The following is a 13,791-nucleotide window of genomic DNA, read 5'->3' on the forward strand; positions in this document are numbered from 1 at the left end:
TATTTACAGAAAGAAAAGACACTCAAGTAAGAGTGCCAGTTTTCATTTTAAAGGTTTTTTCGACTTTTTTCTACAGATAACCCCTTTTTGGCAAAAAAAATTATCTCTCGCCTTTTAACAGGGTCGGTTCTGTTACCCGCTTTTGGCCGTCTTCTTCCTTGGTTTCATTTTCCCCTTCTTTCTCCTTAAAACGGATATCCTTGACAAAGTAATAAATCAAAGGATGTCCTATACCCAATATCGCAAGTGACAAAGGAATTCCCACATCCTCTTTCAGAAGGGCCATGATCAGGAGAAAGCACAAAATGGAAACAATTCTGCCGGCATTCAAGAACATTTCTCTAAGCACGATATATTCAATTCTTGCTTTTCTGGCATGCCTCGCGTTCCCTATCACATCATATGTAAGTGATACATATGGCACAAGCAACAGAGGATAGCCGATGGCAATAAAAACGCCGTACGTTAATAATGTCGAAAAGCTCATATGGAACAGAATCAAAAACAGCGCGCCATACAAAATAAGTCCGCCCAGCAAAATCGATTTTTTTCTCGCCTTTTTCTTAATCAGCCTGGATGCAAAGTAGTAGGCAAAGAAGGAAACAGTTGAATTGACAAGACCGAATGTACCGAGAGCAAGTTCACTGTTTGTCTCAATAAATACAAACACACTGATTAAAAAGACAAAAATCCCTTCTCTCAAACCCTGAAAAAAATGCGCATTCGTGATTCTCCGCCAATTCATATTGCTATGGCGCTCTCCAAATACTTTGCTCAGCATAAAACGGCCCTTTGATTCTCTCCGTTTTAAGAAAAAGCTCATCACGACAGCCAGGGCAAATAAACTGAGGGAGAGACTGAAAATCACTGTATAACCCGTATTATTTTCAAGCCTTGAGATCACGAATCCGGCTACAATCGGGCCGATCATTCCTGCAGAGGAAGAAAGAATGCCCATAAACCCGTTGAAAAAGTCTCGTGTATCCGGCTCTGTTATTTCAAAGGTCAGTACGTTAAACGCTAGCCAATAAAAGCCATAGCCCACTCCGAGCACCGCGCCGATTAGCACGAGGCGGCTGGCCGCCGTTTCTCCGGCTAAAAGCACACTTAAATAAAAGGCAGCTAAAAAAATGACGCCGAACCTTAAAATGAATACCCTGTCTATTTTTTTGGCTAACCGTCCAGCCAAATAAAAGGTTATCGGCTGCATTGTCACAATGGATAAATTATATATCGCCAAATCAATAAATTTCCCTGACTGCTTCCAAAGATACACATTAACAAAAGTATTGGACAGTGCAATTCCCAGCGAGTAAAGCCCGCCAATGGTCAGCAGAAAGAGTAACCCTTTGTTTACGTCTACATCGCCTATCACTTTTTTTAGTTTGCTCATTACTGACTCCCCTTTACTATCCCTTAGTCTGTCTCACTCAAACCGAGATATGTAAAAAGAAGACATAAAAAAACAAGGCCCCATAATGAGGACCTTGTTTGTGCCATTATTTTGCTTCGCTGTATAGACGAGCCACTTCGTCCCAGTTTACAACATTCCAGAAAGCTGAAATGTAATCAGGACGGCGGTTTTGATAGTTAAGGTAGTAAGCATGCTCCCAAACGTCAAGACCTAAGATAGGCGTTTTGCCTTCTGAAAGCGGAGAATCTTGGTTTGGCGTGCTTGTGATTTCAAGTTTGCCGTTGTTCACAACAAGCCATGCCCAGCCAGAACCGAAGCGTCCAGCTGCTGCTGCTGCGAATTGCTCTTTGAATTTGTCAAAGCTTCCAAATACACTGCTGATCTCTTCAGCAAGCGCGCCAGTCGGTTCGCCTCCGCCGTTTGGAGATAAAAGTGTCCAGAATAATTTGTGGTTCGCGTGTCCGCCGCCGTTGTTGCGGACCGCAGTGCGGATGTTTTCAGGAACAGAATCAAGATCAGCGACAAGCTCTTCAACTGATTTGTTGGCAAGAGCAGTGTTTCCTTCAACCGCTTTGTTTAAATTTGTCACGTATGTGTTGTGGTGTTTCGTATGGTGAATAGTCATAGTTTCCTTGTCGATATGCGGTTCTAAAGCATCGTACGCATAAGGTAATTCTGGAAGTTCGTAAGCCATGATAATTCCTCCTTAGTATATATGTACTGAAATGCCGCTTCACAGCGAGCCTTTCTTCATTCAATGTAACAAAAGAATGCTTTGTAATCAATGAAAAAGCTCACGATTTGGCTCATTTCAGCGGACATATTTCACTTTAACCGATAATCTGCCCCATTAAACCTGCCGCCAGCATTTCTTATAGGACCGTCCATAAAAAGTATCCGATCATCAAAAGCTGTATGATGCCCTTTGCAATAACCCCTGTTAAAAAACCAATGAGTGAGCCGAGGCCAATTTTAAACGCTGACTTTAAGTCCTTCTGATGGACGATAAGTTCTGCGCAAACAGCCCCGATAAACGGCCCCAATATGATCCCTGCAACCGGAATGACAAAAGGCCCGATTAATAAACCGATCGTGCTTCCCCATATGGCAGCTTTGCTTCCTCCGAACCTTTTTACTCCAAGCAGATTCGACACGTAATCTGCTGCGAATAATACTGCGGCAAAAACTGCCTCAACAAGCCAGAACATATAAGAATACGGACTGAATGAAAATAAAAATCCGTACAATACAAATCCGGCAACAATAAATACTACGCTCGGAATAACAGGATACACTAGCCCGATAAAGGCAATGATAAAAACCGCTGCAATCAACAGCCAATACAACATATCCATAGCTTCCATCCTCCCATTTTACTCTGTCTTCTTCATGTCTTCCTTGTATTCACACGCATGCAACGATACAATAAGCAACATATATTAGTTTAGCTAGGAAGTGAAGATAGTGAATGTGTTTCAGCTTTTCATTAAAAGTACATACTCTCCCCGTGATATTGCAAAAACAAGATTTCAAGGAATCGGAAAAGCGATTCTTTATGTATTTTTGCTCTCTGTCCTGTTTGCAATCCCTACCGCTTATTATGTAAGTACAGGGACCGTAAAATCAATGAACGGCTTTAAAACTGTTTTAAACAAAGATTTCCCTGACTTCACAATTTCAAACGGCAAACTTCAAACGGATGAGAAAAAAGCCACGGAATCTCAAGCAAATGGTTTCGTTATCGTGTTCGATCCGACAGACTCCTATGGCACTGAACAAATTGAAGCAAAGCAAAACGCGATCGGCATCCTTCAGAACAAATTTGTTTTGGCCATTGACGGACAAGCCCAAGAAATGTCTTACTCAATGATGCCGTCAGAGTTACAGAAAAAAGATGTCATTGCAGGTTTAAACCAAAATAAAGCGATGATTGTAACTGTTCTCTCAGCTCTTATTTTTCTCGTAACAGCAGCGGGAAAATTTATTGAAGTATCGTTTTTAGCGCTTATCGGGTTAATCATTAAGAATTCTCAGAAAAAACATTTATCCTATCATCAGCTCTGGAAGCTTTCTGCTTATTCCATCACCCTTTCAACTGTATTCTTTACAACCATGCGGGCACTAGAAGCAACCGTACCAAGTGAATTTTTGCTGAACTGGTTTGTCAATTTTGTCATCCTGTTTCTCGTTTTAAAAGAGATTCCGTCCAAAAAAGCTGCTGTATAAACCGAGGCTGCATTCGCAGTCTCTTTTCTTTTGTCATGAATCGAAATGGACAAGCATACTATGGTATAAAATTTCGTATGCGGGAGGAAAAGCGATGAAGCGTCTCACCTTAGTATGCAGCATTGTTTTTATACTTTTTATTCTTGTTTATGACCTTAAAATTGGAACCATCCCCATTCAGGACCTCCCTGTCTATGAAGCATCAGCAAAAACGGCTGTACAAGAACCGGCTTATAAAACGGTGAAGGTAAAGCCGGGTGATACGGTTATGTCGATAGTCGGATCAGCAGGTTCTCCGGATGACATTGTAAAGGATTTTGAAGCACTGAATCCAAATGTGAAAGCCAATGCCATTCAAGCGGGAACAGCGTATAAATTCCCGGTCTACCCTTAATTTAACGTTAATTTCTTGTCAGTTCGGCGAAGACACTGTTACAATGTAATTTGTAAAATAAATTCACATAAACCATACTAGAATTGTTATATCTAGAAGCGGCAACTACAATTAAGGAGCGATTGCAAGTGAGTGAAATCACACATCGTACAAAAACGCGTCCCGTCAAAGTGGGACCTTTAACAATAGGCGGCAACAATGAAGTTGTCATCCAAAGCATGACAACAACAAAAACACATGATGTAGAAGCAACGGTTGCGGAAATTAACCGTTTGGCTGAAGCCGGTTGCCAAATCGTTCGGGTAGCATGTCCGGATGAACGGGCAGCAAACGCCATTGCGGATATTAAAAAGCGCATTTCCATTCCTCTTGTTGTTGACATACATTTCGATTATAAACTTGCGTTGAAAGCCATTGAAGGCGGCGCAGATAAAATCCGCATCAACCCCGGCAACATCGGTCGACGTGAAAAAGTTGAAGCGGTTGTTAAAGCGGCCAAAGACAAAGGCATTCCGATCAGGATCGGAGTAAACGCCGGTTCATTGGAAAAACGCATTTTAGAAAAATACGGTTATCCGACTGCCGATGGAATGGTAGAAAGCGCACTTCATCACATTAAAATTCTTGAGGATCTTGATTTTCACGATATTATTGTCAGCATGAAGGCCTCTGACGTGAACCTTGCAATCGAGGCTTATGAAAAAGCGGCGAAAGCGTTTGACTACCCGCTTCACCTCGGGATCACCGAGTCAGGAACACTGTTTGCCGGCACAGTAAAGAGCGCAACAGGACTCGGCGCAATTTTAAGCAAAGGCATCGGGAACACCATGCGCATTTCACTAAGCGCAGACCCTGTAGAAGAGGTAAAAGTAGCAAGGGAGCTTCTGAAATCTTTCGGCTTAGCCTCCAATGCTGCCACGCTCATCTCTTGCCCGACTTGCGGCCGTATTGAGATTGATCTAATCAGCATTGCCAATGAAGTGGAAGAGTATATTTCTAAGATAAAAGCGCCGATTAAAGTTGCTGTTCTCGGCTGCGCTGTAAACGGACCTGGTGAAGCGAGAGAAGCTGATATCGGAATCGCCGGCGCACGCGGTGAAGGGCTACTGTTCCGGAAAGGGAAAATTGTCCGTAAGGTTCCAGAGGAAACGATGGTAGAAGAACTCAAAAAAGAAATTGACATTCTTGCTGAGGAACACTACGCAAAACTTGAAGCTGAAAAAGCAAAATTAAAAGAAGAAACACAAAAAGCTTGACGGGAACCCGTCAAGCTTTTTTGTGTTAGAAAAATGGAATAATAAATATTCCAAGCACTAATGAAACGACACCGATACCCATTGCCCAGGCGCCAAGGCCTTGAGCACCTCTTCTTCTTGCGATATAGCCGACAATAATACCGGCAGCTCCCAATAAAACAGGCAGTACAAACAATGAAATGATGGACAAGGCTAAAGCGATATATCCTATTCCCCGTCCTTCATTGACATTGCCGCCGCTGCGATCATTGTCTTGGTCATTGCTGCGGTCAGCAGCACGATAAGGCTCTGCGATTTCAGCAGCTGTTTCCTCAAAAAAACCGTCATTGTCGCGGTTAATATTTGTCCCTTCAGATCCATGATCAACATAGTAACTGTTGTTATCACGCTTTTCGTAATCGTTTGCCACCTTCAATTCCCCCTTCTGTTTTATTAAAGGAGCTTTTATAGTTTGATCCATTTTGCCTGATTCATGTTTGCTAAACTTTTCTGTTAATGTCAATTGTTTATGTTACACTTGAAGGGATGAAACTGAAGGAGTGTGGGCATGTTACGCTTAGGAATAGATATTGACGGCACAATCACGGCTCAGGATACATTCGTCCCTTATTTGAACCGTTCGTTTAATCTTTCCATTTCATTAAACGATATGACGGATTATGATTTAACAAAGCTGTTAAACATTACCCAGGAAGAATTTTGGGATTGGATGAATCAAAATGAAGCGATCATATATAAGGAAGCATTGCTTGCACAGCATGCGAAACAGTCACTTGATCTTCTCAAAGAGGAGCACAAGCTTATTTATATTACAGCGAGACGGACTCATTTAACTGATATTACCTATGAATGGTTTGACAGACAAAACATTCATTATGACCACATCGAACTCGTTGGCGGTCATCACAAAGTTGAAGCGGTCAAGAATCATAACATCGACCTGTTTTTTGAAGATCATCACGGTAACGCCATGATGATTGCGAAAGAAGCCGGGATACCGGTGATTTTGTTCAATTCCCCTTATAATCAGCTTCCGATTGATTCAAACATCATCAGAGTAAACAACTGGCTAGAAGCCGTTCAATGGATGAACAACAATAAGCATCACTTAATACGTGTCAATAACTGAAAAAAGGGCCCAAACCGGGCCCCTTTTTCATATATACGCATTTTACGCAGTAGTGTTTTCTTGGTTTTCCGCTGTACAATCAGGGCATGTGCCGTAAATCTCAAATTTATGTCCGCTGACCTGATAGCCATCCAAATCATCACAAAGCTTGTCCATCGGACATGATTCAATTTCCTTTGTTTTGCCGCAGGCAAGACAAATAAAATGATGGTGGTGATGGGTGAATGAACACTTAAATCGGAAAAGCTTTTCACCGGACAGCTCAGTTGTTTCCAAAATCCCAAGTTCTTCATATAAAGAAAGATTTCTGTAGATTGTATCAAAGCTTAAGCCTGGATAATCATCATTCAGTGCAGACAGTACGTTTTTAGCGGTAAGATATCTGTCTGAATCAGCAAAAAGCTGCAGCATATCCTCCCGTTTGTTTGTATATTTATATCCGTTTTCTTTTAGTAGGTTCAGCGCTTCTTGTACGTTCATGAAGGGTCCCCCTTTTCGCTTTGCTTAAGAACGTATTACATGTATGAAAAAGAAAATGGCAGCTGTCTGTCCAGCAAGCCATTTTCTTTACTGCAGATAAAATTATACCCATAAAATGAATAAAAGTAAATGAAAGCCTAGTGGATTGCGTTTTTGAATTTTCCGCCTCTCGTTTCATGAGTATTCATAATTGTTATGAATGCATTTTGATCAACTTCAAACACGATCGATTTGAGCTTTGTCACTTCCAGCCTTGTGACAACCGCGTAAATTACGTCTTTTTCTTCGTCCGTATACCCGCCTTTCCCCTTCAGCTTCGTTGTGCCCCGACCAAGACGGTGCAAAATCGCGTCGGAAATCTCATCATACTGCTCAGACACAATAATGACAGCTTTTGTTTCATCAAGCCCTTGGATCACGGCATCAATCGTTTTCATCGCAATATAATAAGTCATGAATGAGTACATCGCTTGCTCAGGACCGAACACAAAAACTGCCCAAATGAAAATGAACACATTGATGAACATAACGAACTCACCTACTGAAAACGGGAGTTTTTTGGTCAGCAAAATACCGAGAATTTCTGTACCATCCATTGAACCTCCGTTTCGAATAACAAGCCCGACGCCAAAGCCGAGTAAAAGACCTCCGAACACAGTAGCCAAAATAGGCTGGGTTGTAATGGCTTCTACATGGTGAAGTGAGGATTCAATAACGGCAAGCCCGACAATCCCTATAAACGTAGAGACTAGAAAGGTCTTACCGATATATTTATATCCGAAGATCATAAAAGGAATATTTAATATGACAACGAAAAAAGCGAAATTCAGAAAGGGGTTTGACATAAAGAGGTGGTCTAAAATAAGTGATACACCGATAATCCCGCCATCAATAAAATCATTGGGGATTAAAAATAATTCAATACTTACAGCCGCAGATGCAGCTCCTACCAGAATCATAAAGACCCTGAAAATAAAATGGGTAAATGTTTCTTTCTTATGTTGTTTTGTTGGGGTCATAAAATCTCCTTTCCTGCAATAACTATTTTAAATACATTATAAATCTATTTTACCATTAAACATTGACACATTTTACTGATTTGCCCATACATTAAGTCTGGAGGTGGAATGACCGATGATTTTATTTCAAAGAATTATCTTACAGCGGCTTAATCAGGCTACTGCTGATGATTTGCTGAAGTACTCAAAACAATACGGAATCAGCTTAACAAGATCGCAGGCCGTTGAAGTAGCGAACCTGTTATACGGGAAAAATGTAAACATCTTTAATGAGAGTGAACGAATGCGGCTGCTGAAACAAGTAGAGACGATTACATCGAAAGAAACAGCTCAAACAGTTAATGAACTATTCAAACAATTTACAAGCTAAAAAATGGGGGTGTTATCCCCCATTTTTTATTGCTGTAAAATCTTTTCGAGCAATGTATCATCAAATTGTTTTTCTTTCAGCATTTCAATCTCAAAACGGTATGGCGGTTTTTTGTTCTTTTTATCTTCACCGACGTATGGTGTTTCAAGAATTTTTGGAATGTCTTTTAACTGCTCATGGTGAACAACATATTGCAGTGCGTCAAAACCTATTTCACCAAAGCCAATATTTTCATGGCGGTCTTTTCTCGCACCTTTGACATTTTTGCTGTCATTGATATGAAGCACTTTAATACGGTCAATGCCAATGATTTTATCGAACTCATTTAGCACTCCGTCAAAGTCTTCGACAATGTTATACCCGGCATCATGTGTATGGCACGTGTCAAAGCACACTGACAGCTGCTCATTGTGTGTAACGCCTTCGATAATCTGCGCAAGCTCCTCAAAGCTTCTGCCGCATTCTGATCCTTTTCCAGCCATTGTTTCTAATGCAATCTGGACATTTTGATTCGGATCAATCACTTCATTTAAGCCTTCAATAATTTTTTTGATGCCGGCTTCAGCTCCTGCCCCTACGTGAGCGCCAGGATGAAGGACAATTTGCTTCGCTCCGATGGCCGCTGTCCGTTCAATTTCTGAACGAAGAAAATCAACACCCAGCTCAAAAGTGGACGGATTTGTCGTGTTGCCAATATTAATAATATAAGGCGCGTGTACGATAATCTCGTCAATGCCATTTTCTTGCATATGTGCCCGGCCTGCTTCTATATTTAAGTCTTCAATTTTCTTTCGGCGCGTATTTTGCGGTGCGCCTGTATAGATCATAAACGTATTCGCCCCATAAGAGACTGCTTCCTGGCTTGCAGCCAGAAGCATGTGTTTTCCGCTCATAGAGACGTGTGAGCCTATTCTCAGCAACAGGTTCCCCTACTTTCTTTTCTTAGATTGGTTTCTTCTCTGTTTTTTCTTGATTTTCTCCATCTCATAGCTCATTTTCTTTTTATACCCAGGCTTAACCTTCTTCGGCTTTTTCACGAGACGATGAGCAATTTCATCCGCTTCATTCGGCGTTTTTTTACGCTTTTTGCGGCGCTGACGGTCATCGCCTTTTTTCCATTCGCCCTTTTCAAGCTCTAAGTAATCAAATTCGATGCCCATTTTTTCAAGTCTTACTAATGCATCCTCATCAGTAAGCTCATAAATGGTCATCGCTTGTCCTGATGAGCCGGCACGAGCCGTTCTGCCCACACGGTGAACATAGAAATCGAGATCATCCGGCAGCTCATAGTTGATAACATGGCTGACACCTTTAATATCAATACCTCTTGCGGCAAGGTCAGTTGCAATGATATATGTGAATTCCAAATCATTGATCTGCTTCATGACTTTTTTCCGCTCACGTGGTGTTAATCCGCCGTGCAGCAAGCCGATTTTCATGCCTTTGCCAGTCAGATATTGGGCAATATGGTCAGCCGTATTTTTCGTGTTGGCAAACACAATCCCCAGGTATGGATTCAGATGCGACATGATGTCAAAAAGGAGCTTGTCCTTGTCACGATGTTTCGAAGGAATGAGGATATGCTCGATTTTCGCAGCAGTCACTTGTTTTGGCTCCACATGGGCGTATTTCGGATTTTCCATGTATTTCTTCAAGAATGGTTTCAGCTTTTCCGGTATGGTCGCTGAGAACACAAGCATTTGCAGATCCTCAGGCATGCGGGAACCGATGTAATCTACATCTGCAAGGAATCCCATGTCCAGCATTAAATCCGCTTCATCAATAACAAGAGATTCCGCTTTATGAACACTTAACGCCTGTTCTTTGATTAAGTCAGCGATCCGTCCGGGTGTACCGACAACAAGATGCGGCTGTATTTTCAATTTATCAATTGATTTTTGTTTATCAGTGCCTCCGATAAAACATTTCGAGCGAATCTGACTGCCTTCCTCACCCTGCGTGATTTTAAGCGCTTCCTGATAAATCTGGTTGGCTAGCTCTCTTGTCGGAGCCGTAATGACTACCTGAACGACATCCTTAGCAGGATCGATTTTGTTTAATAAAGGCAGTAAATAAGCGTGAGTCTTTCCAGTACCCGTCTGAGACTGGCCGATGACGCTTTCTTTTTTTAACACTGCAGGAATCAGCCTTTTCTGGATATCAGTCGGTTCGTAAAAACCAAGGCGATGTACTGCATCTATAATAAATGGTTTCAATTCATAAAGTTCAAATTTCGTTTCTTTCATTTTTCCCAGCTCCTTAAAGCGGCACATTATGTGTCCATCATCACATTATACCCGATTTTGCTTAAAAACACCACGTTTGCAAGGCGTTTGTTTTATTCAGTTATGTAAAGCAAATACCGCAGCCCATGCATATTCTAATAGCAGAGAGAGCTGAAAGGAGGTACAAGTATGTTTTCACCGCAGCAGCCAATGAGAAATTACCCACAGCCCGGACCGCCCCGCCCCATGCCAAATCAGCGAATGATGGGCAGAAGACCGCCTAATATGCGAGGACCTTCATTTGGAGCACAGCAGCAAGGTTTTCAGCAAGCCGGACAATTTCTTCCTCAGGCAAATGCCGGAGCGAGAAATGGTGCAGGTGCAGGCGGAGGCTTAAAAGGAATGCTGTCAAGGTTCCTACCCGGCGGAGGAGGCGCTGGCAGCGCCGGAGTTCCTGGAATTCCAGGAGCAGGTGCAGCAGCGAGCGGAGGTGCTGGCCTGCAAGGCATTCAAAATATCGCCAATCCTGCATCATTATCCAGTATGCTTGGAAATGTGCAAAAAGTACTCGGCATGGCGCAGCAAGTCACCCCTATGATCCAGCAGTACGGCCCATTAGTCCGCAATCTGCCAGCAATGATGAAGCTGTACAGCCAATTAAGTAAAAGTGATGATACTGAGACAGAGACCAATGAGGAAAGTGAAAAACAATCTGTTTCAGAAGAATCATCAGAAAAAGAAAAAGAGACTGAAACAAAAACCTCAGATGGGAACAAAAAATCAAAACCAAAAAGTTCTTCTCTCCCAAAGAAATCTAAAACAACTGACAATAAAGAACAAGAATCAAAAACATCTGCCCCGAAGAAAAAGGAAGCTGCCTCTCCTGCTCCGAAAAGAACATCAGGCAGTTCAAAACCGAGATTATATATTTAACATTCTTTGATATCTGAAGTGAGATTGGCTATAATGAGATCAGAAGAATGCAAGAATAGAGCCGTTTGATTACGGCTTTTTATATTGCCTTTACTCACTTCAGTATTGGAGGACAACCGAAAATGGACGTAATTAAAATTTCACCGCGCGGCTATTGCTATGGTGTTGTTGATGCTATGGTCATTGCCAAAAATGCGTCACTAGATAAAAGCTTGCCAAGACCCATCTATATACTCGGGATGATTGTTCATAATAAACACGTCACTGATGCGTTTGAAGAGGAAGGGATTTTTACATTGGACGGCTCTAACCGTCTGGACATCTTAAAGCAGGTTGACAAAGGAACTGTCATTTTCACTGCGCACGGTGTTTCTCCCGAAGTCAGAAGAATCGCAGAAGAAAAAGGGTTAGTCGCAATTGATGCTACATGTCCGGATGTGACAAAAACTCATAATCTAATCTTAGAGATGAAAGAAAAAGGATATCACGTGATCTATATCGGCAAAAAAGGGCATCCAGAGCCTGAGGGAGCCGTTGGCGTAGCGCCGGAGATCGTTCACTTAGTTGAAACAGAAGAAGATGTAAAGAACCTTGATATCCAATCTGAGAAGTTAATCGTGACGAATCAAACAACAATGTCTCAATGGGATGTTCACGACATTATGGAGCTTGTCAAAGAAAAATATCCTCATGTCGAATATCACCAAGAGATTTGCCTCGCTACTCAAGTGCGGCAGGAAGCTGTATCAGAGCAGGCAAAAAAAGCGGACTTAACAATCGTTGTCGGAGACCCGAAAAGCAACAATTCAAATAGGCTTGCTCAAGTGTCAGAGGAAATAGCCGGGACAAAAGCATACCGGATCGGCGACTTAAGCGAATTGAAGCTCGAATGGCTGAAAGGCGTTAATACCGTTGCAGTTACAGCGGGAGCTTCAACACCGACGCCGATCACAAAAGAAGTCATTCGCTTTTTAGAGCAGTTTGATCACGAAGATCCATCAACTTGGACAACTGAACATAATATACCGCTCAAAAAAATACTTCCAAAAGTAAAAGCAAAAAACTGAGGCTGTAAGGGACTGACCCCATAAGATGAGACAAATAAAAACACCTTCAAGTTTGAATACGGATGATTGTTATCCGAAATTAGACTTGGAGGTGTTTTTTCTATGGGGACAAGAGTGAGTTATCCGGTTGAAGTGAAACAGAAGGCTGTAGAAATGAGATTGGCAGGCGTACCTATGAAAGAGATCATGCAGGAGTTGAATATCAAAAATAATACGCAGATTAAGACATGGGTCAGATGGTATAAGGCTGGTGATACACATCGATTTGAACAGCCTGTTGGTAAGCAATACACTTATGGAAAAGGTCCGGAGTATTCTTCCGAATTAGAGAAACTGCAGGCAGAGAATCGATATCTGAGACAACAGAATGAAGTGTTAAAAAAGTACAACGAATTGGAAAGGAAGTTGATAGCCAAACGTCAGTCGAACTTGTAGAAGAATTGCACAGCACAATGACCGTGCAGGATATCTGTATTCATTTAGGTATCTCTCGCTCGTCTTATTATCGTTGGAAGAAGAATCTGAAGAAAGATCATCCCAAGCGCCATTTAGAAAAACAAATCGGCACGTTGTGCCGAGAGCACCAGTATCGATATGGATATCGAAAAATCACAGCTATATTAAAAAAGAGAATGTGTATTAACCATAAAACGGTTCAGCGTATTATGCAGAAAAATCAGTGGCAGTGCCGGGTTAAGGTGAAAAAGCGCAAGAAGAATGGGCAGCCATATGCCGTGGTCGACAATATATTAGATCGGAACTTTCAGTCTGATCATCCTCTTGAAAAACTAGTAACAGACATCACGTATTTGCCTTATGGACAGAAACAATTGTACCTTTCCAGTATATTGGATGTATATAATGGAGAAGTGATTGCTTTTACGATTGGAGATAAGCAGGACACAGACTTTGTCTTACACACACTTGATCAACTGCCAACACTGCCTGAGAACTGCGTGTTACATAGTGACCAAGGATCTGTGTATACATCTTACGAGTATCAGAAAGCTGTTAAAACAAAAGGCATTACCATGAGCATGTCCCGCAAAGGGACACCCGCTGATAATGCCTCCATCGAATCGTTTCATTCCTCACTAAAGTCTGAAACGTTCTATCTTAACAGCATTGATCGAACCACGACCGCCATCGTAGAACGCACTGTCATAGAATACATTCATTATTATAACAATATTCGTATTCAAACGAAACTAAACAACCAATCACCGATAAATTATCGGCAATTGGCTGTTTAAAAGGTGTTTTGATCCCTGTCTCAAA

The 13,791-nt window shown here is 41.8% G+C and carries 16 protein-coding genes; 8 read left to right on the forward strand and 8 right to left on the reverse strand.

The genetic code is table 11. From position 1 onward, the window contains the following. Window positions 1-100: 100 nt before the first annotated feature. The 3 genes from NSQ09_RS18450 to NSQ09_RS18460 all read right to left on the reverse strand — a co-directional run bounded on the left by NSQ09_RS18450 (window position 101) and on the right by NSQ09_RS18460 (window position 2,769). Complete coding sequence (locus NSQ09_RS18450) at window positions 101-1,393, reverse strand: MFS transporter (protein WP_341032331.1); 1,293 nt, start codon at window positions 1,391-1,393, stop codon at window positions 101-103. A gap of 106 nt (window positions 1,394-1,499) precedes the next feature. Continuing rightward, window positions 1,500-2,108: a superoxide dismutase SodA gene (gene sodA, locus NSQ09_RS18455; protein ID WP_014480278.1), complete on the reverse strand. Its 609-nt coding sequence runs from the start codon at window positions 2,106-2,108 to the stop codon at window positions 1,500-1,502. 178 nt (window positions 2,109-2,286) lie between these two features. Next, the gene (locus NSQ09_RS18460) at window positions 2,287-2,769 is read right to left on the reverse strand and encodes a DUF456 domain-containing protein (RefSeq protein WP_004398518.1); all 483 of its coding nucleotides are present in this window, start codon (window positions 2,767-2,769) and stop codon (window positions 2,287-2,289) included. Between the two features lie 109 nt (window positions 2,770-2,878). Between NSQ09_RS18460 and NSQ09_RS18465 the strand changes: the two genes are divergently transcribed. The 3 genes from NSQ09_RS18465 to ispG all read left to right on the forward strand — a co-directional run bounded on the left by NSQ09_RS18465 (window position 2,879) and on the right by ispG (window position 5,290). Next, on the forward strand, window positions 2,879-3,640 hold the full coding sequence (locus NSQ09_RS18465) for a DUF1189 domain-containing protein (protein WP_095843841.1): 762 nt from the start codon (window positions 2,879-2,881) through the stop codon (window positions 3,638-3,640). Window positions 3,641-3,734: 94 nt separating this feature from the next. Then, on the forward strand, window positions 3,735-4,034 hold the full coding sequence (locus NSQ09_RS18470) for a LysM peptidoglycan-binding domain-containing protein (RefSeq protein ID WP_014480280.1): 300 nt from the start codon (window positions 3,735-3,737) through the stop codon (window positions 4,032-4,034). Between the two features lie 122 nt (window positions 4,035-4,156). Continuing rightward, on the forward strand, window positions 4,157-5,290 hold the full coding sequence (gene ispG / locus NSQ09_RS18475; RefSeq protein WP_341032335.1) for a flavodoxin-dependent (E)-4-hydroxy-3-methylbut-2-enyl-diphosphate synthase: 1,134 nt from the start codon (window positions 4,157-4,159) through the stop codon (window positions 5,288-5,290). 25 nt (window positions 5,291-5,315) lie between these two features. Here the strand turns inward: ispG and NSQ09_RS18480 are convergent, their stop codons facing one another. Next, on the reverse strand, window positions 5,316-5,705 hold the full coding sequence (locus tag NSQ09_RS18480; protein ID WP_074794481.1) for a DUF308 domain-containing protein: 390 nt from the start codon (window positions 5,703-5,705) through the stop codon (window positions 5,316-5,318). 132 nt (window positions 5,706-5,837) lie between these two features. Between NSQ09_RS18480 and NSQ09_RS18485 the strand changes: the two genes are divergently transcribed. Then, window positions 5,838-6,419 (forward strand): nucleotidase, encoded by a 582-nt coding sequence (locus tag NSQ09_RS18485; protein ID WP_003246215.1) that lies wholly within the window; start codon window positions 5,838-5,840, stop codon window positions 6,417-6,419. A 42-nt stretch (window positions 6,420-6,461) separates the two neighbouring features. Here the strand turns inward: NSQ09_RS18485 and zur are convergent, their stop codons facing one another. Together zur and NSQ09_RS18495 are read right to left on the reverse strand one after the other, a co-directional pair. Next, window positions 6,462-6,899, reverse strand: a complete 438-nt coding sequence (zur, locus tag NSQ09_RS18490) for a zinc uptake transcriptional repressor Zur (RefSeq protein ID WP_004398578.1) — start codon at window positions 6,897-6,899, stop codon at window positions 6,462-6,464. Window positions 6,900-7,036: 137 nt separating this feature from the next. Continuing rightward, entirely contained in the window at window positions 7,037-7,918 is an 882-nt protein-coding gene (locus tag NSQ09_RS18495; RefSeq protein ID WP_003230077.1) for a YitT family protein, read from the reverse strand. 115 nt (window positions 7,919-8,033) lie between these two features. Between NSQ09_RS18495 and NSQ09_RS18500 the strand changes: the two genes are divergently transcribed. Further along, window positions 8,034-8,288 carry a DUF2624 domain-containing protein gene (locus tag NSQ09_RS18500; RefSeq protein WP_003230076.1) on the forward strand — a complete coding sequence of 85 codons (255 nt, stop codon included), beginning with the start codon at window positions 8,034-8,036 and terminating at the stop codon, window positions 8,286-8,288. A 26-nt stretch (window positions 8,289-8,314) separates the two neighbouring features. Here the strand turns inward: NSQ09_RS18500 and NSQ09_RS18505 are convergent, their stop codons facing one another. Both NSQ09_RS18505 and cshB read right to left on the reverse strand, forming a co-directional pair. After that, entirely contained in the window at window positions 8,315-9,208 is an 894-nt protein-coding gene (locus NSQ09_RS18505) for a deoxyribonuclease IV (RefSeq protein ID WP_009967756.1), read from the reverse strand. Window positions 9,209-9,217: 9 nt separating this feature from the next. Further along, on the reverse strand, window positions 9,218-10,534 hold the full coding sequence (gene cshB / locus NSQ09_RS18510; RefSeq protein WP_021480044.1) for a DEAD-box ATP-dependent RNA helicase CshB: 1,317 nt from the start codon (window positions 10,532-10,534) through the stop codon (window positions 9,218-9,220). Window positions 10,535-10,702: 168 nt separating this feature from the next. Between cshB and vrrA the strand changes: the two genes are divergently transcribed. The 3 genes from vrrA to NSQ09_RS18525 all read left to right on the forward strand — a co-directional run bounded on the left by vrrA (window position 10,703) and on the right by NSQ09_RS18525 (window position 13,766). Continuing rightward, window positions 10,703-11,446, forward strand: a complete 744-nt coding sequence (gene vrrA / locus NSQ09_RS18515; protein ID WP_080529554.1) for a VrrA/YqfQ family protein — start codon at window positions 10,703-10,705, stop codon at window positions 11,444-11,446. Between the two features lie 122 nt (window positions 11,447-11,568). After that, entirely contained in the window at window positions 11,569-12,513 is a 945-nt protein-coding gene (locus NSQ09_RS18520; RefSeq protein WP_003246170.1) for a 4-hydroxy-3-methylbut-2-enyl diphosphate reductase, read from the forward strand. 102 nt (window positions 12,514-12,615) lie between these two features. Then, window positions 12,616-13,766 (forward strand): IS3 family transposase gene (locus NSQ09_RS18525; protein WP_087614160.1). Its coding sequence is split into 2 segments (ribosomal slippage): window positions 12,616-12,889 and window positions 12,889-13,766, totalling 1,152 coding nucleotides; the frame shifts between segments, so codons are not numbered across the junction. Window positions 13,767-13,791: the final 25 nt, after the last annotated feature.

The organism is Bacillus sp. FSL W8-1202 (assembly GCF_038006165.1).
In the GTDB taxonomy this organism is placed as follows: Bacteria; Bacillota; Bacilli; order Bacillales; family Bacillaceae; genus Bacillus; species Bacillus subtilis.